We start from the raw sequence: 23,155 nt of genomic DNA, 5'->3' as shown, positions 1-23,155 counted from the left end.
GATAACACATAAAAAAACAGGCCGACTGTGCGGCCTGTTGTATGCATTTTAACAAGGTAATACGGAATTATGCGTAAACCGGGAAACGTGCGCAGATTGCCAGTACGTTTTGTTTGATACGCTCAATGGTGGCTTCATCGTTAAGATTATCCAGCACATCACACATCCAGCCTGCCAGTTCACGCACTTCGGCTTCTTTAAAGCCACGGCGAGTCACCGCAGGTGTACCAACACGGATACCGGAAGTCACGAACGGGCTCTTCGGATCGTTCGGCACACTGTTTTTGTTTACGGTGATATTGGCACGGCCCAGAGCAGCATCGGCATCTTTACCAGTGATCTCTTTATCGACCAGATCCAGCAGGAACAGATGGTTATCTGTGCCACCAGAAACCACTTTATAGCCACGAGACAGGAATACAGACACCATCTCTTTCGCGTTTTTAGCAACCTGTTGCTGGTATGTTTTGAACGCAGGTTCCATGGCTTCTTTCAGCGCCACGGCTTTACCGGCAATCACATGCATCAACGGACCGCCCTGCCCACCCGGGAACACAGCAGAGTTGAGTTTTTTATACAGCTCTTCGCTGCCGTCTTTCGCCAGAATCAAACCACCGCGCGGGCCAGCCAGCGTTTTGTGGGTAGTGGTTGTTACGACGTGTGCGTGAGGAACCGGGTTCGGGTAAACGCCTGCAGCGACCAGGCCTGCTACGTGTGCCATATCAACAAACAGATAAGCACCAATGCTGTCAGCGATTTCACGCATTTTCGCCCAGTCAACCACACCTGAGTAGGCGGAGAAGCCACCGATGATCATTTTGGGTTTATGGGTTTCTGCCTGTTTGGCTAAATCAGCGTAGTCAATATGGCCGGTTTCATCGATGCCATAAGGCACGATATTGTACAGTTTGCCCGAAAAGTTAACCGGTGAACCATGAGTCAGGTGACCACCGTGAGCCAGGTTCATACCCAGCACTGTGTCGCCCGGTTGCAGCAATGCGGTGTAAACGGCAAAGTTTGCCTGAGAACCTGAATGAGGCTGAACGTTAGCGTAGTCCGCGCCGAACAGTTCTTTAGCACGGTCAATGGCCAGTTGTTCTACGATATCTACGTATTCACAACCACCGTAGTAACGCTTGCCAGGGTAGCCTTCTGCATATTTGTTGGTTAACTGGGAACCTTGTGCCTGCATAACGCGCGGGCTGGTGTAGTTTTCGGAGGCGATCAGCTCAATGTGTTCTTCCTGACGCACTTTCTCTTGCTCCATCGCCTGCCAAAGTTCGGCATCATAATCGGCAATGTTCATTTCTCGCTTTAACATCCGCATCTCCTGACTCAGCTAACGGTAAAAAATATACTGCTTTAGGGGACCCTTGTGGGCAACGGGCAACAGTTTAAACCGATTCACAGAGGGAAGATAGAGGCTTACGGAGGTTTTTACGCAAACGTTTGGCATCGCGCCACACAAGGCTTTCAACAAAACAATTACATGCATAAAGAACAGGATATTTTCTCAACATGTCGTGCATGTTATTTCATCTTCGCCCTCGCTTTGTCCAGCAAAAAATAGCCATTTACAACATCACAGCTTATTTTATAAGATGCATATAAAATGCATGTTATAAAAAAAGAGACAATCTTATGATCGACGCAAAAACCATCGCCATTGTGAAATCCACCATTCCAACCGTTGTTGAAACCGGACCGGCGCTGACAGCACACTTTTACCAGCGCATGTTCAACCATAACCCTGAACTCAAAGAAATATTCAATATGAGCAATCAGCGTAATGGGGACCAGCGTGAAGCGCTGTTCAATGCAATTTGCGCCTGGGCCAGCCACCTGGAAACACCGGAGGTTCTGGCCAGCGCCGTTGAGAAAATCGCCCAAAAACACACCAGTTTCAGTATTCAGCCTGCGCAATATGACATCGTGGGTTATCACTTACTGGCAACACTCAAAGAAATGCTCAACCCGGGGCAGGATGTGCTGGATGCATGGGGAAAGGCTTACCAGGTGCTGGCCGGGATATTTATTCGCCGCGAAGCTGCAATCTACCAAAGTAACCAGAATCAGGATGGCGGTTGGCAAGGTACACGCCCTTTCCGCCTTGTCGCCAAAATACGTGAAAGTGAAACCATTACCGGTTTTAAATTTGCCGCCGCAGATGGTGGCCCCGTAATGCCTTACCTGCCGGGCCAATATACGGCGGTATGGATCAAACCTGCTGGTTTTGAGAACCAGGAAATCCGCCAGTATTCCCTGACCCACCAGCCTGACGGGCAACACTACAGTATTGCTGTTAAGCGTGACGATAAAGGGCTGGTTTCTCGCTGGCTACATGATTGCGCTGAGCCCGGTGATATTATCCACCTGGCTCCTCCGGCTGGCGATTTTTACCTTGATGTTACCCCCCAGACCCCGGTGAGCTTAATTTCAGCGGGTACCGGGCAGACCCCATTGCTCGCCATGCTGGGCTCACTGGCCCGGGGCGAACACCAGGCCCAGGTTAACTGGTTTCATGCAGCAGAAAATGGGCGCCGGCATGCATTTGCGGGCCAGGTAAACCATACCGGTGCACAGTTGCGCCACTTTACGCAGCAGGTATGGTACAGCAAACCTGAGCAGACAGATGCCATAGAGACAGGCAGCATTAAAGCAGGCCATATGGACCTGACCCCGTACATCTCCAGCCTGAACGACCCACAAATGACCTGGTGGTTGTGCGGACCGGTTGGGTTTATGCAATTTATTGCCCGGCAGTTAGTGGATAACGGAGTTAATGCCGAACACATTCACTACGAATGCTTTGGCCCGCATAAAGTGCTGTAAATACAAAAAGCCCTCGCACATTGCGAGGGCTCAGAACAGAGGTGATTAGGCGCTGATGATTATCAGATTGCAGCGTCGTCTTCTTCACCAGTACGGATACGTACTACGCGTGCCACGTCGAACACAAAAATCTTGCCATCACCAATTTTACCGGTCTGAGCAGTGCGTGTAATGGTATCAACACACATATCAACCAGGTCGTCAGTCACGACAATTTCAATTTTAACTTTCGGCAGGAAATCCACCATGTATTCAGCGCCACGGTAGAGCTCTGTATGGCCTTTTTGGCGGCCAAAACCCTTCACTTCGGTGACCGTCATCCCTGTGATGCCCACTTCAGCCAGAGCTTCACGCACATCATCCAGTTTGAACGGTTTAATAATCGCATCAATCTTTTTCATGGTGGTTCCTTAAAACGCCACGCAGGGGAGGCAACAACGAACAGCATAAGCGGGCGCTAACGGTAACACATACCGGGTAGGCAGCGGTACGTAAATGCGCCAAAAAAATCATGCACCTTTAAAATCGCTGGCGTCCAGTTCGTGACGGGCCAGTAACTTATAAAACTCAGTACGGTTACGCCCGGCCATTCGCGCAGCCTGAGTAACATTCCCTTTGGTTATTTGCAGTAACTTGCGCAAGTAATTGAGTTCAAACTGGCTACGGGCATCTGCAAATGTTGGCAGTGCTGTATTTTCCCCTTCCAGCGCCTGAGCGACAAGTGCTTCATTAATCACCGGCGCGGCCGTCAGCGCCACGCACTGCTCAATCACATTCACCAACTGCCGCACATTCCCCGGCCATGCAGCCGCAACCAGCAATTTCATGGCTTCGGTTGAGAAACGGCGAACAAAAGGTTTATTACGGCCAGCAGCCTGGCGCAGCAGGTGGTTTGCCAACAAGGGAATATCTTCAGGGCGGGCCTGTAGCGGCGGTATTTTCAGGCTGACAACATTCAGCCGGTAAAACAAATCTTCCCGGAACTCACCCAGCTCCATCGCTTTAGGCAAGTCACGGTGTGTGGCAGAAATAATACGCACATCTACAGCAATATCGCTGTTGCTGCCTAACGGGCGCACCTGGCGCTCCTGAAGCACCCGCAGTAATTTAACCTGCAATGCCAGTGGCATATCGCCTATTTCATCAAGAAACAGTGAACCACCCTGAGCCGCCTGAAATAACCCTTCCCGGGAACTTACAGCCCCTGTAAATGCGCCTCTGGCATGACCAAACAGTTCCGACTCAAGGAGTTGTTCTGGTAACGCACCACAATTGATAGCGACAAAAGGCTTTCCTGACCGGGGGCTGGCAGCATGAATGGCCCGGGCAAGCACTTCTTTACCGGTACCACTTTGCCCCTGAATCAAAATGCTGACATCAGACTGCGCAACCATTCGGGCCTGTTCCAGCAGGCGTTGCATCAGCGGGCTGCGGGTAACAATGTTTTCACGCCACGCTTCATCCACAGCACTCCCGCTTTGGGATAACGCTTCGTCAATTGCTTTGTAGAGTGCTTCTCTGTCAACCGGCTTGGTCAGAAAGCTGAAGACCCCCTGGCGGGTAGCGGAAACGGCATCAGGTATCGATCCATGAGCAGTCAGAATGATCACTGGCAAACCGGGGCTGCGTTTCTGGATCTCACTGAATAATTGCAGACCATCCATTTCGTCCATGCGCAGATCGCTTATCACCAGATCAATTTTCTCACGCGACAGCACCCGTAGCCCTTCCAGCCCGCTTTCTGCTGTTGAAACCTGGTAACCTTCGCTGGCAAGCCGCATTCCCAGGAGTTTCAATAATCCCGGGTCATCATCCACTAATAATAAATGTGCGTTGACCACTAATGTCATGGTGTTTCCTCTCCACCAGAGCCTGCCTGCCCTGATGCACTGCCTGATGATTGCGTAGTACCTGAATGGCCCGCACCTGTATCAGGGGTATAGGCGCCACCCGCTTTACGTGTTGAAAGTTGGCGCTCAATATCCGTTAAATTTTCCAGCTTGCGCGTTGTGGTTTCCAGTTGCTGGTGCAGGAGTTGCTGCTGCTGGCGCAACGTTTCAAGCTCCTGGTCAGTGTTACTCTTCAACAACGCATACTGGCTTTGTTGTTCTGCCAGTTTAAGAGCCAGTTGTTCATTGTCCCACCACATGTTGAATAAAGGAGTGACGCTGGCAGGGATCTGTTCATGTACCAGCGATACCTGGTTAAGGTAATTCTGGCGTACTGTGTTTTCCGGCAAAGAGCGGGACAACACAATAGCGGTACGCAAAGTGTTATACCACCCAGACTCAGCCCAGCGGCTTGCAATCACTCGGGCAGTATTCGGTTCAGTCTGGCGCGCACAGGAAATGAAAGCCGCCCAGTAAAGCGGATTCTCAATGATATTCGTTTCCCGGGTACGCATTTGCAGTAAATCAGAGCAACGCATTGCCAGGTAATCCGTCAGTTCAGTTTGCGGTACCGGTGGCGCTTTGAATGTGCCGGATGATGAGGTATTTTCTCCCACAGACTGGCAACCTGCCAGTACCAGCAAGACTCCCCCCGATAAAACCCGGTATAACATAGCCCGCAAAGAAAACCTGCGTACAGGTGCACTACAGGTACTAAAAGGATTAGGCATTTTTTAAGTGTTCCGTCTCAACTTCCGTTTTAACTACAGGCAACGTAATGCGAAAACAGACATCACCTTTTTCGTGTTCAACTATGCTCAGTTCCCCCTGCATACGATGTACACAGTCGCGAGCAATACTGAGGCCAAGCCCACTACCTTTCACGGCACCTTTGCGTTGCTGGCGCCCCTGAAAGAAGGGTTCAAAAATCATATTCTTTTCAGAATCAGGAATGGGCGTACCGGTATTCACTATATCAATGCTGATGTACTGACCAGAGCGGGCTGAATGCAGGTAAATACTACCGGATTCATTACCATAGTGCACGGCGTTGGAGTAGAGATTATCCAGCGCAGTGGTGAGCTGAGCCGGGTCTGCCAGGCAATATGGCACTTCCAGTTCAATCACGGTATGCATCATTTTCGCTCTTGCGGGCAACGCATTAGCACTGACAACCTGGTTGACTAATACTCCCAGATCTACCGGCATAAGTTCGACTGCGCTCTCCGCTATTTTCCGGTTGTAATCCAGCAATTGCTCAATCAACTTTTGTAACTGGATACTACTTGAATCCAGTATTTGTACGATATCCTGCTGGTCAGTATTGAGCGGCCCGGCGATTTCATCGGCCAGCAATTCAGTGCCTTCACGCAGGCTCGCAAGAGGCGTTTTTAATTCATGAGAAATATGGCGCAGAAACTCATGCCTTTGAGATTCCAGCCAGGCCAGGCGCTCACTTAACCAGACTATACGCTGGCTGATTACCTGGAGTTCTTTCGGTCCTTTGACACTTTCTTCACTGGAGAGGAATTGCCCTTCTCCCAGCCGGTTGATCATTGCTTCTATTGCTTTTACCGGGCCGATGATGGTGCGGGTAAACAGCATCACCAGCACCAGAGTGACAATAAATAAAATTAAAGCCTGCCAGCCAAAGAACTGACCCCGTTCAGCAATCTCTTGCTGGAGTTGCTGGCCGCGGGAATAAACCATTGCCCTTGTCGCCTGAACCAGTGATGCATTGTTATCGGCAAAGATCTCCAGATTCCGGGCAGACCGTTTCTCCGGCACGCTGTTGGTACACTGCAGGTGTGAAAGGGCATCCAGATTCGCCCGCAGTTGCTGCAAAATTGTGCTGTCTGGCAACCCGCTGTTCCACGCATCCAGCAACGCCAGGTATCGGCTGTGCTGCGTCTGGTAAACATTGCGTAATGTATTATCGTCCAGCACACAAAACTGGCGGTAACTGCGCTCCATTTCCAGCGCCAGGCTGGTCATGGCTTCACTTCGGCGGGCATCCACCAAAGTATTGCGGTTGGTTTGCGCGGCCTGGTCGCTCAGAGCATTCAGGCTCTGCCAGGCTTGCCAGGCCAGAACCAACAGAGGAACCAGCACTAACAAGAACGCCATAATAACCAGTTGGCGAAGTGAGCGGGGAATAAGCTGGCGGGGTAGTAACATGGTTGTCTCACATCATCCTGAATCATTCGATGCTAACTGACCAGTAAGCCGGTGAAAAGCACCAGACGGAGAAACAACAAAGGCAGGGAATAAAACCCTGCCTTTGTTCAGAATTCAGGCGGTGCCTAACTCAACGTTTCGCCCTGAGCCTGATAAAGCAATGCAATAATCAGTAGTTGGACGGCAGGCACCTTTTTGTGCGTCATTCGGTTTTTATGTAGCGCGGCCAAATGGGGCTGACATAAACAGGTGAATGAGCCACTGCATAAATATATGCACAGAGTGTGCCAGGTATAAAAATAAAACATAACATATTGATTATTATAATATTAACCTAACCTGGTCAGTAAAAAGCTGAGTAACCGCACAATCAAAATGTCGCCAAAAAGAGACAGCATAAATTAAATACAATAAATACAAATATAATCAATTAATTAAGTGTCACCAAATGGCGACAGCGTAGTAATCACTCTGTTGGCAAATAGAGACACCCAGCCACACAACAAGCCAGATAGTGCCTGAAAAACAAAAAAGCCTTCCCGAAGGAAGGCTTTGTGAAATGATTCTGCCTGAAACAATATCACCCCAACTGCTTACGGGCATTACGGAAAATCCGCATCCAGGGGCTGTCTTCACCCCAGTTTTCCGGGTGCCATGAGTTACTGACGGTACGGAATACACGCTCCGGGTGCGGCATCATGATTGTCGCACGACCACTTTCACTGGTAACCGCTGTAATACCATTAGGGGAACCATTCGGGTTAGCCGGGTAGTTTTCAGTGACGCCACCTGCGTTATCAATAAAGCGCAATGCCACCAGCCCTTTGCTTTCCAGTGCTGCCAGATGTGCAGCATCACGCACTTCCACACGGCCTTCACCATGGGAAACGGCAACCGGCATATGTGAACCTGCCATGCCATCAAGCAACAATGACGGGCTCTGCGCCACTTCAACCAGGCTGAAACGAGCTTCAAAGCGGTCTGAATGGTTACGAACAAAACGCGGCCACAATTCACTGCCAGGAATTAATTCCTTCAGGTTGGACATCATCTGGCACCCGTTACACACCCCCAAAGCCAGGGTTTGTGGACGGTGGAAGAAAGTCTGGAAAGTGTCACGAACGCGTTCATTAAACAGAATGGATTTTGCCCAGCCTTCCCCGGCGCCTAACACATCACCATAAGAGAAACCACCACAGGCAACCAGCGCCTGGAAGGCTTCCAGGTCTCGCTTGCCAGAGAGTAAGTCACTCATATGGACATCGATAGCGTCAAAACCTGCACGATGAAATGCCGCAGCCATTTCCACATGTGAGTTGACACCCTGCTCACGCAGTACTGCCACTTTTGGACGAGCGCCAGTAGCAATATATGGAGCGGCAACATCTTCGTTAATATCGAAGGTCAACGCTACATTCAGGCCGGGGTCCTGCTCGTTGGCTTTCGCGTTATGTTCCTGGTCAGCACAATCCGGGTTATCACGCAGACGCTGCATCTGCCAGGTTGTTTCCGCCCACCACATGCGCAGTTGAGAGCGTTTTTCGCTATAGACCGTGTCACCGTTGGCTGTCAGGGTAAAGCTGTCCCCTTCGACGGCCTGGCCGAGGTAGTGAACGCAGGCTCCGAGGCCATAGCTTTGCAGGCATTGTTCAACAACAGCACGGTCGGCTTCGGCAACCTGAATAACTGCGCCCAGTTCTTCAGTGAATAGAGCAGGCAATGTGTCACCCAGCCCAGAAATATCCGCCTGAACACCGCAGTGCCCTGTAAAGGCCATTTCCGCCAGAGTCACCAGCAGACCACCATCAGAACGGTCGTGGTAAGCCAGCAATTTACCTTCGGCTACCAGTGCCTGCATTGCATCGTAAAAGCCTTTCAGCTTCGCGGCATCGCGGACATCAGCTGGTTTATCCCCCAGGTCGCGGTAAACCTGAGCCAGTGCAGTTGCACCCAGCGTGTTTGCCCCTTCACCCAGGTCAACCAGATACAGTGCGTTGGCACCAGTGCGTAATTGTGGTGTTACGGTACTGCGCACGTCTTCCACACGCGCAAAGGCCGAAATAACCAGCGACAGCGGAGAAGTCATTTCGCGCTGTTCGTTGCCTTCTTGCCAGCGGGTCTTCATTGACATGGAGTCTTTACCCACCGGGATGGTCAGACCCAATTGCGGGCACAGTGTTTCGCCAACGGCTTTCACTGCTTCGTATAACCCGGCGTCTTCACCCGGGTGCCCGGCTGCTGCCATCCAGTTTGCAGACAATTTAATCCGCTTGATATCACCAATGTGTGTGGCTGCGATATTGGTCAGCGCTTCGCCAACAGCCAGGCGTGCAGAGGCGCCGAAGTCCAGCAGTGCTACCGGAGCACGCTCGCCCATGGACATTGCTTCACCATAGTAGCTGTCCAGGCTGGCGGTGGTAACAGCGCAGTTTGCCACCGGAACCTGCCACGGGCCAACCATCTGATCCCGCGCAACCATTCCGGTTACAGTACGGTCACCGATCGTGACCAGGAAGGTTTTCTCCGCAACCACCGGCAAATGCATTACGCGTTTTACCGCATCGGCAAGATTAATCGCTGAACATGCCAGCGCCTTACCTTCGGCTTTAAGGCGGGTTACATTGCGGGTCATCTTCGGTGTTTTGCCCAGCAACACATCCAGCGGCATATCAATTGGCTGGTTATCAAAGTGCCGGTCATTCAGGGTCAGATGTTGTTCCTGAGTGGCTTCGCCAATGACCGCATAAGGCGCACGCTCACGGCGGCACAATTCATCAAACAAGGCCAGTTGTTCTGGAGCCACGGCCAGGACATAACGCTCCTGGGACTCGTTACACCACACTTCCAGCGGGCTCATTCCGGGTTCATCATTCAGGATATCGCGCAATTCAAAGCGCCCGCCACGCCCGCCGTCACTGACCAGCTCAGGCATCGCATTTGACAAACCACCCGCGCCAACATCATGAATAAACAGAATCGGGTTGTCAGAACCCAACTGCCAGCAGCGGTCAATAACTTCCTGGCAACGGCGTTCCATTTCCGGGTTATCACGCTGCACAGAGGCAAAATCCAGGTCGGCATCAGACTGGCCGGAAGTCATGGAAGATGCAGCGCCACCACCCAGACCAATGTTCATCGCCGGGCCACCCAGCACAATCAATTTGGCACCGGGGGGGATTTCCCCTTTCTGAACGTGATCGGCACGAATATTACCAATACCACCCGCCAGCATAATCGGTTTGTGGTAACCACGCAGTTCTTCGCCGTTGTGGCTGGTCACCCGCTCTTCATAAGTACGGAAATAGCCATTCAGTGCCGGGCGGCCAAATTCGTTGTTAAACGCCGCACCACCAAGTGGGCCTTCCAGCATGATATCCAGTGCTGAAACAATCCGGTCAGGCTTACCAAAGTCTTCTTCCCATGGCTGTTCAAAACCCGGGATACGCAGGTTGGATACCGAGAACCCAACCAGACCAGCTTTGGGTTTTGCACCACGCCCGGTTGCGCCTTCATCACGAATTTCCCCGCCGGAACCCGTTGCAGCACCCGGCCATGGTGAAATTGCCGTTGGGTGGTTATGGGTTTCAACTTTCATCAGGATATGAGCGTCTTCCTGGTGAAAATCATAGTGATCAGAGCCGCGCTCAGCGAAGAAACGCCCAACCGTTGAACCTTCCATAACAGCAGCGTTGTCTTTGTAGGCTGACAACACATGGTCTGGCGTGGTTTCGAATGTATTTTTAATCATTTTAAACAGCGATTTAGGCTGTTCTTCACCATCAATAACCCAGTCGGCGTTAAAGATTTTATGGCGGCAGTGCTCTGAGTTCGCCTGAGCGAACATATACAGTTCGATGTCGTTCGGGTTACGACCAAGCTGAGTAAACGCATCCTGCAGGTAATCAATTTCATCTTCAGCCAGTGCCAGACCAAGACGAATATTGGCATCAACCAACGCCTGACGACCCTGATTAAGGATATCGACCGATTGAACAGGTGCGGGTTCGTGGTGAGCAAACAGACGCTCAGCATCATTCATATTGCTGAACACGGTTTCCATCATGCGGTCATGCAGTAGCTCAGCCACCTGCTGCCACTGTTGCTCTGACAGTGAGCTCTGAACATAGTAAGCAACACCACGTTCCAGACGACTGACTTGATCCAGAGCGCAGTTATGTGCGATATCGGTCGCTTTAGAAGACCATGGAGAAATGGTGCCAGGACGCGGCGTGACAAGTATTAACTGCCCAACCGGTGCGTTTTCCGCCAGCGTCGGGCCATATTTCAGCAAGCGTTGCAGGCGGGCGAGTTCATCGGCACTGAGTGGTGCTTTGAGGTCAGCAAAGTGAACATACTCGGCGTAAATATTGCTCACAGGCAGATGAGCATCCTTAAAGCGGGACAGCAGTTTATTAATACGAAATGCCGACAATGCAGGCGAACCACGCAGAATTTCCATCATTAAATCTCTCGTCTTCGAAGGGCCAATAGACGCTTAGCCAGGTATTTCGGGGGAAAACGGGCGTCATTATAGAGAATACCGGCCTCTGACGAAACCGTTTGCGCAGAAATAAAATCCCTCACCAGCCATGTCTGTTATTGTGGCAATTTGTGCGGACGGGTTGCCAACTGGCGTTTTGTTAAGCAAAATGCCGCTCAGTTCCTCACTGGATACCACTATTGAATGACTATTGTTAGCTGACTGTTTTACACCGTAAAGATTTAACTAATTGAAAAAGTTAAAAATTAATTATCTTCTCATCGGTGTCGTAACCTTGTTGCTTGCAGTGGCATTGTGGCCCTCAATTTCCTGGTTAGGCAAAGCCGAAAATGAAATCGCCGGAATTCAGTCCCGGGGGGTTTTACGCGTCAGCACAATCAGCTCACCTCTTACCTGGAACTCAGTCAATGGCAAACCCGATGGGCTGGATTACCAACTTGCCAGTGAGTTTGCCGATTACCTGGGTGTTAAACTCGAAGTCACCGTTCGCCAGAACGTGAACCAACTGTTCGATGACCTGGACAGTGGTAAAGCAGACATTCTTGCTGCCGGGCTTATCTACAGCCCGCAACGCACTAAAAATTACCAGGCCGGGCCAACCTACTATTCAGTATCACAACAAATGGTGTATCGCATGGGTAGCCCGCACCCGCGTTCTCTGGGGGGTGTCAAACCCGGTGAACTGGTGCTCTCCCCAGGCCAGGCTGTTATTGATGACCTGAAAGCGCTGAAAGAAACCCACTACCCGGATCTAACCTGGCAAACCGATGCCCGGCACAACATGACAACGCTGATGGAGCAAGTGGTTGAAGGGAAAATTAACTTTACTATTGCCGATTCCGTCGCAATCAGTGTATTTCAGCGCGTTCATCCACAACTGGCGATTGTGCAGGATGTCACCGATGAACAACCCGTTACCTGGTTCAGCCGCAAAGAAAGTGATGGCAGCCTGCCTGCTGCGATGCTGGATTTTTTTAACCGCATGGGAGAAGACGGTACCCTTGCACGGCTGGAAGAAAAATACCTGGGGCACGTTGGTGATTTTGACTATGTCGACACACGAACTTTTTTGCGCGCAATTGACAACATATTGCCCGATTTACGCCCCCTGTTTGAGAAATATGCCACAGGTATGAACTGGGAGTTACTGGCAGCGATTTCCTACCAGGAATCCCACTGGGATCCGCTGGCAACGTCACCAACAGGTGTTCGCGGGTTGATGATGTTAACCCGCAACACAGCGCAAAGCATGGGCCTGTCTGACCGGCTCGACCCGGAGCAGAGTATCAGCGGTGGTGCACGTTACCTGTCAAGGCTGATGGACAAAATTCCACAAACCATTCCGGAAGATGAGCGGATTTGGTTTGCGCTGGCCGCCTACAATATGGGATATGCGCATATGATGGATGCCAGAGCACTTACTGCCCGCCAGAAAGGTAACCCTGACAGCTGGTCTGATGTTAAACAGCGTTTGCCACTGCTTAGCCAGAAGCGCTATTACAGTAAAACGACATACGGCTATGCGCGCGGTAATGAAGCTTATAAATATGTTGAAAATATCCGGCGCTATCAGTTGAGCCTTGCCGGATACCTGCGTGAAAAAGAGAAAGTGGCACAGAGCGACCAGAACAAAACACAACTGGCAGAATTGATGCCTGATATAAGGTTGCGCTGATAATCACTGATCTTCGGATTGTTGCCTGGCTGCCTGTTTATTAGCCTTGTGCACCTGGCGGCGCATACGAAAGAAATCGCTCAGTAAACCAGCACACTCTTGCGCCAACACACCGCCAGCCACTGATACTTTATGATTCATGCCAGGATGCCCGAGAACATCCATCAGCGAGCCCGCAGCCCCTGTCTTGACATCACTGGCTCCGTATATTAACTGCCCTATTCTGCTGTGTACCATAGCCCCGGCACACATTACGCAGGGTTCCAGCGTAACATATAGCGTGGTATCAAGCAGGCGGTAGTTTTGCAGCACTATTCCCCCCTGGCGCAGAGCCATCATTTCAGCATGCGCTGTTGGGTCATGGTGACCAATAGGCCGGTTCCAGCCCTCACCAATCACCTGGCCCTGGTAAACCAGCACAGCTCCAACCGGAACCTCGCCCTCATCCCAGGCGCGCTGAGCAAGGGTAAGCGCATGGCGCATCCAGCGGATATGGTCAGTTTCACTTCCGGTCACAATTCTCTCCAGTGAGTAGCAAAAGGATTGGCATAGCTGGTGCCTCCTCATAATGGTTCTGGCGGGCAGAGTTGCACAAGCAGCCTGATACCCGGCACCGGGGCACCGGCCTGAACATGGCGAACAACGCAGTTACACCTGAGATACCAGGCTAAAGGCTAAATTAACCAGGCGCCGCGCATTATACACAGACAGCACATAAGAAGAAGCGGGCAAGTTCAGCGCCATTGTTCCAGTTCACCACCCGGTGTAACACGCCAGCGATGCTGGCAGAAAGCCAGCAAAGGGTTATCCTGGACACTGTCACTGTAACCGCTGTATAGCGACAGTGGCTCGCCAATACGCAACCTGAGCTGCGCTACTTTTTCTTTACCAAAACAGCGCCGTGACAGGCACCAGGCGCCACGCCCCCGGGTTATCTTGCTGCCTATCAGGTTTACGGATGCAAACCAGGGGGCCTGGCCATACACTTTGCGCACCAGGCTTTCTGGTGAACCAGTAATTAACCAGATATCGACATTTTCCTGACGGGCGTAATCTTCGAGCCTTGCCTGAACTCTCTCAAATATTGTCGCCCGTTCACGAAACGCCAGCGTGAATTCCTGTTCCAGCGCTAACAACCGCGACTGCCTGCGCCCAAAAGTTAAACTCCATAGCAGCAGGCTCACTGGCCAGCGCACAGCCCTACCCTGCAACAAAAACCCCACCACCACCAGCGGCAATACCATGAGCAATAAAAGAACATTCAATGGCTGGCGGCGGAGTAAAAAAAGCATAAATTCACCGAATAAATCTTCCCGGTGCAATGTACCGTCCAGGTCAAAAAAGACAATGCGCCGCTCTGCAGATTGCTGTGTTACCGCTGGCTGATTTTCCTCAGGTTTTATCATTCAGCGCCTCACGCAGAAAACCGTTATGGCGAGCCAGCCTGTCTTTTGCGGCAGGAGCATTGAGCCCGGAGAGCGCCATCAGAATAGCGGGTTTCGCTTCATACCCTGTTTGCTCCAGTAAGGCTTTTGCCGCCTCATAACTCAGGCCTGTCGCCTCGGTAACAATGCGGCAGGTACGGTCGACAAGTTTCACGTTAGTGGCTTTCACATCCACCATTAAGTTTTGCCAGACCTTGCCAAACCGAACCATTGCACCGGTAGAGATCATGTTCAGTACCAGTTTCTGCGCGGTGCCGGATTTCAGGCGAGTCGACCCGGTAAGTGCTTCTGGCCCAACGACAGGTGAAATAGCGATGTCCGCCACCTGCGCAATAGGGGAATCCGGGTTGCATGAAATTGCCACCGCGCAACACCCCAGGCTACGGGCATACTTCAGGCCGCCAATCACGTAAGGTGTGCGGCCGGAAGCCGCCAGCCCGATAACAATGTCGTTTTCAGCCAAATTAAGGTTTTTCAGGTCAGTTTCGCCCAGCTCCGGGGAGTCTTCTGCACCTTCTACCGCTTTCAGTAACGCAGAGGGGCCACCCGCAATCAGGCCAATAACCAAACCGTGAGGTACCCCAAAAGTTGGCGGGCATTCAGATGCATCCAGCACTCCCAGGCGGCCACTTGTTCCCGCCCCCATATAGATGATTCGCCCACCGGACTTTAATGCTGTTGCCGCAGCATCAACCGCCTTCGCCACTTCTGGCAATGTAAGCTGAACTGCCGGAGCAACACGCTCATCCTGCTGGTTAAAGCGTGTCACCATCTCCAGTGTAGAGAGTGCGTCTAAATCCATAGTTTCGGGATTGCGGCTTTCTGATACCAGAGCACCAAGATTCATTTCTTTTCCTCAGAATATTTAATTCACAACAATCGCGTTATAATGGAATATTAAATTCTTTTCTGCGAGATTTCTGGCCGCATGCTAACCAACCGGCCCGCATACTGACAAATGGAATGACCATGAACTGCCTGATTCGCATTCGCCAGCGTTACCCTGTACTGGCTCAGAGTGACCGTAAACTTGCTGATTTCATCCTGGCTAATCCTGATCATGCCCGCCATTTAAGCTCACAGCAACTGGCGCAAGAATCCGGTGTCAGCCAGTCCAGTGTGGTAAAGTTTGCGCAGAAGCTCGGATATAAAGGTTTTCCCGCCCTGAAACTGGCAATCAGCGATGCGCTTGCCAATTCGCCTAACCCCCATTCCGTGCCGGTTCATAACCAGATTCTGGGCGATGACCCTTTACGCCTGGTGGGTGAAAAACTCATAAAAGATAACGTCGCGGCGATGCATGCTTCGCTGGATGTCAACACCGAAGAAAAACTGGTCAGCAGTGTCACCTTATTGCGCCGTGCGCGGCAAATCATTCTTACCGGGATTGGCGCATCCGGGTTAGTGGCGCAGAACATGGCCTGGAAGATGATGAAAATAGGCCTGCGCGCCGCCCCCGTATTAGATACCCACGCATTATTATCCAGTGTGCAGGCAATGAACCAGGAAGATGTATTTCTGGCTATTTCCTATACGGGAGAGCGACGCGAGATTAATCTTGCCGCAGATGAAGCACTACGGGTGGGAGCAAAAGTGCTGGCGATTACCGGTTTTACACCGAATAGCCTGCAACAACGGGCAACACACTGCCTGTATACCATTGCCGAAGAGCAGGCGACACGCAGTGCGTCGATATCCGCAAATTCAGCTCAAATGATGCTGGCTGACCTCTTATTCATGGGGTTGGTACAGCAGGATATCGATAATGCTCCGGATCGCATCCGCCACAGTGAGGAACTGGTAAAAAAACTCAGTTAAAGCGTATAATGCCAGCCCATTTTTTCTGCGTTACCGAGACTGCATCATGGCACTACTGATCACTAAAAAATGTATTAACTGCGATATGTGTGAGCCAGAGTGCCCGAACCAGGCTATCTCCATGGGCGCGGATATCTACCAGATTGACGCAGACCGGTGCACAGAGTGTATCGGCCACTACGAAACGCCAACCTGCCAGAAAGTGTGCCCCATCCCCAATACCATTATTACGGACCCGGCACACCAGGAAAATGAGGAGCAGTTATGGGATAAATTCGTCCTGCTCCATCATGCGGATAAAATCTAGCGCTCAAATATCACTGAAGCACAGGCGTAATGCCGTTCGTCGGCAATAGAAACATGCATGAAGTTCACTCCCAGCTTTTCAGCCAGTGCTGCTGCTTCACCATGTAAGCAGAGTTGAGGTTTGCCAAGCGCATCGTTCACCACCTCAAACTGCTCAAATGCCAGGCCATTGCGAATACCTGTCCCCATGGCTTTCGATGCAGCTTCTTTCACTGCAAAACGCTTTGCCAGGAAACGTGCTGGCTGCTGGTGAGCGGCAAACTGCTGCCATTCGTTTGCATGAAGAATTCGCTTTGCAAAACGTTCACCAGTGCGCGCCATCACAGCTTCGATACGGGCAATTTCAACGATATCCGTACCAATACCAACAATAGCCATCAGCCACGGGCTTCCAGCATCAGGCGTTTCATTTCACTGACAGCTTCTTTCAGCCCGGACATTACCGCACGGCCAATAATCGCATGGCCAATGTTCAGTTCATGCATTTCCGGAATGGCTGCTATTGCCTGGACATTGTGGTAAGTCAGACCGTGCCCTGCATTCACTTTCAGGCCTTTGCTTGCTGCGTACTGAGCAGCCTCTTTAATACGGGCCAGCTCTTTCGCCTGCGAGACTTCATCTTCTGCATCAGCATAGCAACCGGTATGCAGTTCGATATAGGGGGCACCAGCCGCCACTGCGGCATCAATTTGAGTATGTTCAGGGTCGATAAACAAAGAAACCTGAATGCCTGCCGCAGCCAGGCGTTTGCAGGCGTCTGCCAGTTTTTCAGGTTGCCCGGCGACATCCAGACCACCTTCCGTCGTTACCTCCTGGCGTTTTTCTGGCACCAGGCAGCAAAAATGCGGGCGGGTTTCACAGGCAATGCCAACCATCTCTTCTGTTACTGCCATTTCGAGGTTCATTCGGGTATGCAGTGTCTGGCGTAAAATACGCACATCACGATCAGTAATGTGGCGGCGATCCTCACGTAAATGCACCGTGATGCCATCGGCTCCTGCCTGCTCAGCAATAAACGCAGCCTGAACGGGATCCGGGTATGCGGTTCCGCGTGCATTACGCAACGTCGCAATGTGATCAATGTTAACGCCTAACAACAAATCAGCCATGACAGCTCTCCGTTATGAATACGATATTAGCGGAGTGTACACCGCGCACCGAAAGCCTGGCTACGTTCGCTTAATGTTCACTACCGCCATCGGGAGTAAGTGGTGATCTTTTCGGCAGGAACTGGCGGAAAAGTTCCCGGCTTTTCAGCGGTTTTCCACCCAGATAAGGTTTGAGGGCGATACGGGTAAACCGTTTGGCGGCACGAAGGGTATCTGCATCAGGAAACTCACGGCTGGCGAGCGCCTTGAGTTGCCGTCCTGTAAAACTGGTGTTATCGATGACCAGGCTGGCAATAAAGCCTTTTTCTTCGCGGTAACGATAAGTCATGGTGTCATCCACCTGTGCTCCTGAACCAGCACAGTGCAGAAAATCAACGCCATAACCCAGGCAGGACAACAGCGCCAGTTCAAACTGGCGTAACGCAGGTTCCGGGGAACCGGTGGCTCCAGCCAGATTCTGGATACAGTGCAGATAGTCGAAAAACAGTGCGGAATAGCGGGTCTCTTGCTCAAGTACCCGGGAAAGCAGCTCATTGATATACAGACCGCTGTACAGCGCAATACCAGTAAGAGGTAATGCCAGTGAGACGGCTTCAGCACTGCGCAGGGTTTTCACCTCACCCCGACCACCCCAACGAACCAGAAGTGGAGTGAAGGGCTGGAGAGTGCCTTTAAGGTGGGAACGGCGGGAACGGGCACCTTTGGCAATTACGCGTATGCGCCCCTGTTCTTCAGTGAACAAATCCAGAAGAAGGCTGGTTTCGCTCCAGGGGCGACCATGCAAAACAAAAGCCCGCTGCCAGCCTTCCACTGAATCAGACCTTAAAGATCATCGACATAACCCAGGCTACGCAGAGCCCGTTCGTCATCAGCCCAGCCTGATTTCACCTTCACCCACAGTTCAAGATGCACTTTGGCTTCGAACATGTCTTCCATGTCTTTGCGGGCTTCAATACCAATGGTTTTTATTTTGGCGCCTTTGTTGCCAATAACCATTTTTTTCTGGCCTTCTCTCTCCACCAGAATCAGGCCATTGATATCGTATCCACCACGTTCGTTGGTAACAAAACGCTCAATTTCGACGGTAACGGAATACGGTAATTCAGCACCCAGGAAACGCATCAGTTTTTCACGAATGATTTCTGAGGCCATAAAGCGCTGTGAGCGATCCGTAATATAGTCTTCCGGGAAATGGTGAATAGCTTCCGGCAGATGTTTACGGACAATGCTCGCGATGGTGTCAACATTAGTACCGTCTTCTGCGGAAATCGGCACAATATCGAGGAAGTTCATCTGCTGGCCCAGGAACTGTAAATGGGGTAACAGGTCGGCTTTGTCTGCCACGTTATCCACTTTATTCACAGCAAGAATGACCGGGGCTTTGCCATCTTTTAGCTTGTTGAGCACCATTTCGTCATCTGGCGTCCAGCGAGTGCCTTCAACAACGAAAATGACCAGTTCTACATCGCCAATCGAGCTACTTGCAGCACGGTTCATCAGGCGGTTAATCGCCCGTTTTTCTTCCATATGTAAGCCTGGGGTATCAACATAAATTGCCTGATACGGGCCTTCAGTATGGATGCCGACGATACGGTGACGTGTCGTCTGCGCTTTACGCGAGGTGATGGAAATCTTTTGCCCCAGCAGTTTGTTCAACAACGTGGATTTACCCACGTTCGGACGCCCTACTATTGCAATAAACCCGCAGTAAGTATTTTCTTCGCTCATTCCAGCTCCAGCTGTTTTAGCGCCTGTTCAGCGGCTGCCTGCTCCGCTTTGCGGCGGCTGGAACCAGTGCCAACCACGGGTTCGTTCAGGCCACTAACCTGGCAGTGAATCGTGAATTCCTGGTCATGGGCTTCGCCCCGTACCTGAACAACCAGATAACCAGGCAACGGTAAATGACGCCCTTGCAGAAATTCTTGTAAACGCGTTTTCGGATCTTTTTGTTTATCACCCGGGCTGATTTCATCCAGGCGCGTTTGATACCAACTAAGGATCAAACGTTCAACCGTTTGGATATCACTGTCGAGAAAAACACCGCCAATCAGTGCTTCTACTGTGTCCGCCAGAATAGACTCCCGACGGAACCCCCCACTTTTCAATTCGCCCGGTCCCAAACGCAGGCATTCACCCAATTCAAATTCACGGGCAATTTCCGCCAGTGTATTACCCCGCACCAATGTGGCACGCATACGGCTCATATCCCCTTCGTCCACCCGAGGGAAACGGTGATAGAGCGCATTAGCAATAACATAGCTAAGAATAGAGTCACCAAGAAACTCCAGACGTTCGTTATGCTTGCTACTGGCACTACGGTGGGTTAATGCCTGCTGCAAAAGATCCTGATGATGAAAAGTGTAGCCCAGCTTCCGCTGAAGCCGATTAATTAAGATGGGGTTCATGTGATACCAATTAATGAATGCGTCAACAATTCAGCACACGGAACAGAGCTGATTTCCAAACCTGTTTCGTGTGCTGTGGCTCCCATTTAAGGGAGCCAACCTAAAAACACGGGGGGATATTCTATACACAACGACAAGGGATGTCGTTATCTGATTAATCTTTTAATTAATGAATTCCACCTATTCGGCTAAATCTAATGCCAGTCGGCCACTCACCTTCCTGTTTTTCGAAACTCATCCAGATTGCAGTAGCTTTACCAACCAAATTAGCCTCAGGTACAAAACCCCAATAACGGCTGTCTGCGCTGTTATCACGGTTGTCACCCATCATAAAATATTCACCAGGTGGCACAACCCAGGTCGCCAGTGGCTGGCCAGGTTGTTGGTAATACATCCCCAGTTGATCCTGAGCAATAGGCACCGTGAGGATACGGTGAGTTACGTTACCCAGGCTCTCTTGACGCTCAGCAAGGCGGATACCGCCATCTTTTGTCTGGTTTTGCGGTAATTGCCAGAAACCACTTGAAGCCTCACCACCGCTGGTACGTTCAAATGTCTGAACAAAATCACTGGCTTCAACGTTCGAATAAGTAATCGGCAACGCGCTGCCACATGCCTGGCCTGAACTGCAATTCGGCTGAATAGTCAGTTCTTTGGTTGATGGATCATAAGTAATGCGATCACCGGGCAGACCAATAACACGTTTAATGTAATCAAGACTCGGGTCTTTGGGATATTTGAATACCGCAATATCGCCACGTTTAGGGTGCCCGGTTTCAATCAGTGTTTTTTGGAAAATAGGATCTTTAATGCCATAGGCGAATTTCTCTACCAGAATAAAATCGCCTATCAACAACGTCGGCATCATAGAACCCGATGGAATTTGGAAGGGTTCGAAGATAAATGAACGGACAATCAAAACAATGGCAAGAACCGGAAAAATTGATGCGCCGGTTTCCATCCAGCCAGGCTTAGGCCCAACTTTCTTCAATGTTTTTGCATCAAGTGTACCGTCTGTGGCCGCCTGTGCGGCGGCCTGCTTCTCACGTCGTTTTGGTGCAAAGATAAACTTGTCAATGCACCATAATACGCCCGTCACCAGTGTTGCAATGACAAGGACCAGGGCAAACATATTTGCCATGCCAACTCCTTATTATTTGCTATCTTTACCCACATGCAGAATTGCAAGGAAGGCTTCCTGAGGCAGTTCTACGTTACCGATCTGCTTCATGCGTTTTTTACCTTCTTTCTGTTTCTGCAGCAGTTTCTTCTTACGGCTGACGTCACCACCATAACATTTTGCCAGTACGTTTTTACGTAACTGTTTCACCGTAGAACGGGCAATAATGTGGTTACCAATCGCGGCCTGAATTGCAATGTCGAATTGCTGACGCGGAATCAACTCTTTCATTTTCTCAACCAGGTCACGGCCACGATAAGGTGCGTTATCCCGGTGAGTAATGATTGCCAGGGCATCCACGCGCTCACCATTGATTAATACATCTACACGCACCATGTCGGAAGTCTGGAAACGTTTGAAGTTGTAATCAAGCGAAGCATATCCACGCGAGGTTGATTTCAGGCGGTCGAAGAAATCCAGAACCACTTCGGCCATTGGAATTTCGTAAGTCAGCGCGACCTGGTTGCCGTGGTAGACCATGTTTGTCTGCACACCACGTTTCTCAATGCACAGCGTGATCACGTTGCCCAGATATTCCTGCGGCAACAGCATGTTACATTCAGCAATGGGTTCGCGTAATTCCGCAATATTATTGATAGCAGGTAATTTGGAGGGGCTGTCAACATACAGCTCTTCACCTGCCGTGGTTTCAATTTGATATACCACTGTTGGCGCTGTTGTTATCAGGTCCAGATCGTATTCACGCTCCAGACGCTCCTGGATAATCTCCATATGGAGCAGGCCAAGGAAGCCGCAGCGGAAACCAAAGCCCAGTGCACTGGACGTTTCCGGCTCATAGAACAAAGACGCATCGTTCAGGCTGAGTTTACCCAGCGCATCACGAAACGCTTCATAGTCATCGGAACTGACCGGGAATAACCCTGCGTATACCTGCGGCTTCACTTTTTTGAAACCGGGCAGAGCTTTGTCTGCTGGTGCCCGAGCCAAAGTCAGCGTATCGCCCACTGGCGCGCCATGGATATCTTTAATCGCGCAAACTAACCAACCCACCTCGCCGCAATTAAGGACATCGCGATCAATTTGTTTTGGCGTAAAGATACCCAAACGGTCTGCGTTGTAGGTTTGCCCGGTACTCATCACCTTGACTTTATCGCCTTTGCGCAGGCTACCGTTTTTAATACGAATCAAAGAGACAACGCCCAGGTAGTTATCGAACCATGAGTCGATAATCAGAGCCTGCAACGGTGCTTCAGGGCTGCCTTCCGGAGCCGGAATATCCCGTACCAGGCGTTCCAGCACATCAGGTACACCGACACCGGTTTTAGCCGAGCAACGCACAGCATCAGCGGCATCAATACCGACAATGTCTTCAATTTCTTCTGCGACACGCTCAGGGTCTGCAGCCGGTAAGTCAATTTTGTTCAGTACGGGCACCACTTCAAGATTCATCTCAATAGCGGTGTAGCAGTTTGCCAGGGTCTGCGCTTCAACCCCTTGCCCGGCGTCCACCACCAGCAGAGCCCCTTCACAAGCGGCCAGCGAGCGTGAAACTTCATAGGAGAAGTCAACATGCCCCGGGGTATCGATAAAGTTTAACTGATAAACCTGGCCATCAGTTGCTTTGTAGTCGAGTGTCACGCTTTGCGCTTTAATGGTAATACCGCGCTCACGTTCAAGATCCATGGAATCCAGCACCTGCGCGGCCATTTCCCGGTCACTCAAACCGCCACAAATCTGGATAATTCGGTCCGACAGAGTCGACTTACCGTGGTCGATATGGGCGATGATAGAAAAGTTGCGTATGTTCTTCATATGTGGAGATTTATGCCTTTCAAATCCTGGGAGGCTCCGCGCTA

At 51.0% G+C, this 23,155-nt stretch carries 20 protein-coding genes; 4 read left to right on the top strand and 16 right to left on the bottom strand.

Going from position 1 to position 23,155, the window contains the following annotated elements:
* Positions 1-67 precede the first annotated feature (67 nt).
* Positions 68-1,321 carry a serine hydroxymethyltransferase gene (gene glyA / locus DES37_RS08935; protein ID WP_036116387.1) on the bottom strand — a complete coding sequence of 418 codons (1,254 nt, stop codon included), beginning with the start codon at positions 1,319-1,321 and terminating at the stop codon, positions 68-70.
* Positions 1,322-1,641: 320 nt separating this feature from the next.
* Here glyA and hmpA point away from each other — a divergent pair, with 320 nt between their 5' ends.
* A complete protein-coding gene (gene hmpA / locus DES37_RS08930) occupies positions 1,642-2,832 on the top strand; it encodes an NO-inducible flavohemoprotein (RefSeq protein ID WP_110025587.1) in 1,191 nt (396 codons plus the stop codon).
* A 62-nt stretch (positions 2,833-2,894) separates the two neighbouring features.
* Here the strand turns inward: hmpA and glnB are convergent, their stop codons facing one another.
* The 5 genes from glnB to purL all read right to left on the bottom strand — a co-directional run bounded on the left by glnB (position 2,895) and on the right by purL (position 11,361).
* Positions 2,895-3,233 (bottom strand): nitrogen regulatory protein P-II, encoded by a 339-nt coding sequence (gene glnB, locus DES37_RS08925; protein WP_036116390.1) that lies wholly within the window; start codon positions 3,231-3,233, stop codon positions 2,895-2,897.
* 108 nt (positions 3,234-3,341) lie between these two features.
* Positions 3,342-4,682 carry a two-component system response regulator GlrR gene (gene glrR, locus DES37_RS08920; protein ID WP_110025586.1) on the bottom strand — a complete coding sequence of 447 codons (1,341 nt, stop codon included), beginning with the start codon at positions 4,680-4,682 and terminating at the stop codon, positions 3,342-3,344.
* Positions 4,679-5,395, bottom strand: a complete 717-nt coding sequence (locus DES37_RS08915) for a two-component system QseEF-associated lipoprotein QseG (protein WP_170123751.1) — start codon at positions 5,393-5,395, stop codon at positions 4,679-4,681. The genes glrR and DES37_RS08915 overlap by 4 nt, the downstream gene beginning before the upstream one ends.
* 49 nt (positions 5,396-5,444) lie before the next feature.
* Complete coding sequence (locus DES37_RS08910) at positions 5,445-6,899, bottom strand: sensor histidine kinase (protein ID WP_110025584.1); 1,455 nt, start codon at positions 6,897-6,899, stop codon at positions 5,445-5,447.
* A 580-nt stretch (positions 6,900-7,479) separates the two neighbouring features.
* The gene (gene purL, locus DES37_RS08905) at positions 7,480-11,361 is read right to left on the bottom strand and encodes a phosphoribosylformylglycinamidine synthase (protein ID WP_110025583.1); all 3,882 of its coding nucleotides are present in this window, start codon (positions 11,359-11,361) and stop codon (positions 7,480-7,482) included.
* A 268-nt stretch (positions 11,362-11,629) separates the two neighbouring features.
* On the opposite strand from purL, the gene mltF reads away from it, so the two are divergent.
* Positions 11,630-13,075, top strand: coding sequence for a membrane-bound lytic murein transglycosylase MltF (gene mltF, locus DES37_RS08895; RefSeq protein WP_110025582.1), 1,446 nt, complete (start codon positions 11,630-11,632; stop codon positions 13,073-13,075).
* 3 nt (positions 13,076-13,078) lie between these two features.
* Here the strand turns inward: mltF and tadA are convergent, their stop codons facing one another.
* The 3 genes from tadA to murQ all read right to left on the bottom strand — a co-directional run bounded on the left by tadA (position 13,079) and on the right by murQ (position 15,367).
* Entirely contained in the window at positions 13,079-13,591 is a 513-nt protein-coding gene (gene tadA / locus DES37_RS08890) for a tRNA adenosine(34) deaminase TadA (protein WP_281271476.1), read from the bottom strand.
* A gap of 218 nt (positions 13,592-13,809) precedes the next feature.
* Entirely contained in the window at positions 13,810-14,481 is a 672-nt protein-coding gene (gene yfhb / locus DES37_RS08885; protein WP_051691532.1) for a phosphatidylglycerophosphatase C, read from the bottom strand.
* Positions 14,468-15,367: an N-acetylmuramic acid 6-phosphate etherase gene (murQ, locus tag DES37_RS08880; protein WP_110025580.1), complete on the bottom strand. Its 900-nt coding sequence runs from the start codon at positions 15,365-15,367 to the stop codon at positions 14,468-14,470. Before murQ ends, yfhb begins: the two co-directional genes overlap by 14 nt.
* A gap of 122 nt (positions 15,368-15,489) precedes the next feature.
* On the opposite strand from murQ, the gene DES37_RS08875 reads away from it, so the two are divergent.
* Both DES37_RS08875 and DES37_RS08870 read left to right on the top strand, forming a co-directional pair.
* On the top strand, positions 15,490-16,338 hold the full coding sequence (locus DES37_RS08875; RefSeq protein WP_110025579.1) for a MurR/RpiR family transcriptional regulator: 849 nt from the start codon (positions 15,490-15,492) through the stop codon (positions 16,336-16,338).
* Between the two features lie 46 nt (positions 16,339-16,384).
* Positions 16,385-16,645: a YfhL family 4Fe-4S dicluster ferredoxin gene (locus DES37_RS08870; protein ID WP_036116401.1), complete on the top strand. Its 261-nt coding sequence runs from the start codon at positions 16,385-16,387 to the stop codon at positions 16,643-16,645.
* Here DES37_RS08870 and acpS read toward each other — a convergent pair.
* From acpS to lepA, 7 genes are all read right to left on the bottom strand, one after another.
* Positions 16,642-17,022, bottom strand: a complete 381-nt coding sequence (acpS, locus tag DES37_RS08865; RefSeq protein WP_036116404.1) for a holo-ACP synthase — start codon at positions 17,020-17,022, stop codon at positions 16,642-16,644. The genes DES37_RS08870 and acpS overlap by 4 nt on opposite strands.
* Entirely contained in the window at positions 17,022-17,753 is a 732-nt protein-coding gene (gene pdxJ, locus DES37_RS08860) for a pyridoxine 5'-phosphate synthase (RefSeq protein ID WP_110025578.1), read from the bottom strand. The genes acpS and pdxJ overlap by 1 nt, the downstream gene beginning before the upstream one ends.
* Positions 17,754-17,823: 70 nt before the next feature.
* Positions 17,824-18,564 (bottom strand): DNA repair protein RecO, encoded by a 741-nt coding sequence (gene recO / locus DES37_RS08855; protein ID WP_110025577.1) that lies wholly within the window; start codon positions 18,562-18,564, stop codon positions 17,824-17,826.
* Between the two features lie 11 nt (positions 18,565-18,575).
* Positions 18,576-19,481, bottom strand: coding sequence for a GTPase Era (gene era, locus DES37_RS08850; protein ID WP_036116411.1), 906 nt, complete (start codon positions 19,479-19,481; stop codon positions 18,576-18,578).
* Positions 19,478-20,158 carry a ribonuclease III gene (gene rnc / locus DES37_RS08845; RefSeq protein ID WP_036116412.1) on the bottom strand — a complete coding sequence of 227 codons (681 nt, stop codon included), beginning with the start codon at positions 20,156-20,158 and terminating at the stop codon, positions 19,478-19,480. Before rnc ends, era begins: the two co-directional genes overlap by 4 nt.
* Positions 20,159-20,324: 166 nt before the next feature.
* Entirely contained in the window at positions 20,325-21,299 is a 975-nt protein-coding gene (lepB, locus tag DES37_RS08840; RefSeq protein WP_036116414.1) for a signal peptidase I, read from the bottom strand.
* 12 nt (positions 21,300-21,311) lie between these two features.
* A complete protein-coding gene (gene lepA, locus DES37_RS08835) occupies positions 21,312-23,111 on the bottom strand; it encodes a translation elongation factor 4 (RefSeq protein ID WP_036116416.1) in 1,800 nt (599 codons plus the stop codon).
* Between the last annotated feature and the right edge of the window lie 44 nt (positions 23,112-23,155).

The organism is Mangrovibacter plantisponsor (assembly GCF_003182475.1).
Classification (GTDB): domain Bacteria; phylum Pseudomonadota; class Gammaproteobacteria; order Enterobacterales; family Enterobacteriaceae; genus Mangrovibacter; species Mangrovibacter plantisponsor.
Note: the sequence above shows the minus strand (reverse complement) of the source record. Positions and strands in the feature narration are given on the sequence as shown.

What these genes read in the sequence shown, in the direction of transcription:
- glyA (WP_036116387.1), bottom strand. Translation starts at nt 1,321, where the DNA reads ATGTTAAAGCGAGAAATGAACATTGCCGATTATGATGCCGAACTTTGG.
- hmpA (WP_110025587.1), top strand. Translation starts at nt 1,642, where the DNA reads ATGATCGACGCAAAAACCATCGCCATTGTGAAATCCACCATTCCAACC.
- glnB (WP_036116390.1), bottom strand. Translation starts at nt 3,233, where the DNA reads ATGAAAAAGATTGATGCGATTATTAAACCGTTCAAACTGGATGATGTG.
- glrR (WP_110025586.1), bottom strand. Translation starts at nt 4,682, where the DNA reads ATGACATTAGTGGTCAACGCACATTTATTATTAGTGGATGATGACCCG.
- DES37_RS08915 (WP_170123751.1), bottom strand. Translation starts at nt 5,395, where the DNA reads ATGTTATACCGGGTTTTATCGGGGGGAGTCTTGCTGGTACTGGCAGGT.
- DES37_RS08910 (WP_110025584.1), bottom strand. Translation starts at nt 6,899, where the DNA reads ATGTTACTACCCCGCCAGCTTATTCCCCGCTCACTTCGCCAACTGGTT.
- purL (WP_110025583.1), bottom strand. Translation starts at nt 11,361, where the DNA reads ATGATGGAAATTCTGCGTGGTTCGCCTGCATTGTCGGCATTTCGTATT.
- yfhb (WP_051691532.1), bottom strand. Translation starts at nt 14,481, where the DNA reads ATGATAAAACCTGAGGAAAATCAGCCAGCGGTAACACAGCAATCTGCA.
- murQ (WP_110025580.1), bottom strand. Translation starts at nt 15,367, where the DNA reads ATGAATCTTGGTGCTCTGGTATCAGAAAGCCGCAATCCCGAAACTATG.
- DES37_RS08875 (WP_110025579.1), top strand. Translation starts at nt 15,490, where the DNA reads ATGAACTGCCTGATTCGCATTCGCCAGCGTTACCCTGTACTGGCTCAG.
- DES37_RS08870 (WP_036116401.1), top strand. Translation starts at nt 16,385, where the DNA reads ATGGCACTACTGATCACTAAAAAATGTATTAACTGCGATATGTGTGAG.
- acpS (WP_036116404.1), bottom strand. Translation starts at nt 17,022, where the DNA reads ATGGCTATTGTTGGTATTGGTACGGATATCGTTGAAATTGCCCGTATC.
- pdxJ (WP_110025578.1), bottom strand. Translation starts at nt 17,753, where the DNA reads ATGGCTGATTTGTTGTTAGGCGTTAACATTGATCACATTGCGACGTTG.
- era (WP_036116411.1), bottom strand. Translation starts at nt 19,481, where the DNA reads ATGAGCGAAGAAAATACTTACTGCGGGTTTATTGCAATAGTAGGGCGT.
- rnc (WP_036116412.1), bottom strand. Translation starts at nt 20,158, where the DNA reads ATGAACCCCATCTTAATTAATCGGCTTCAGCGGAAGCTGGGCTACACT.
- lepB (WP_036116414.1), bottom strand. Translation starts at nt 21,299, where the DNA reads ATGGCAAATATGTTTGCCCTGGTCCTTGTCATTGCAACACTGGTGACG.
- lepA (WP_036116416.1), bottom strand. Translation starts at nt 23,111, where the DNA reads ATGAAGAACATACGCAACTTTTCTATCATCGCCCATATCGACCACGGT.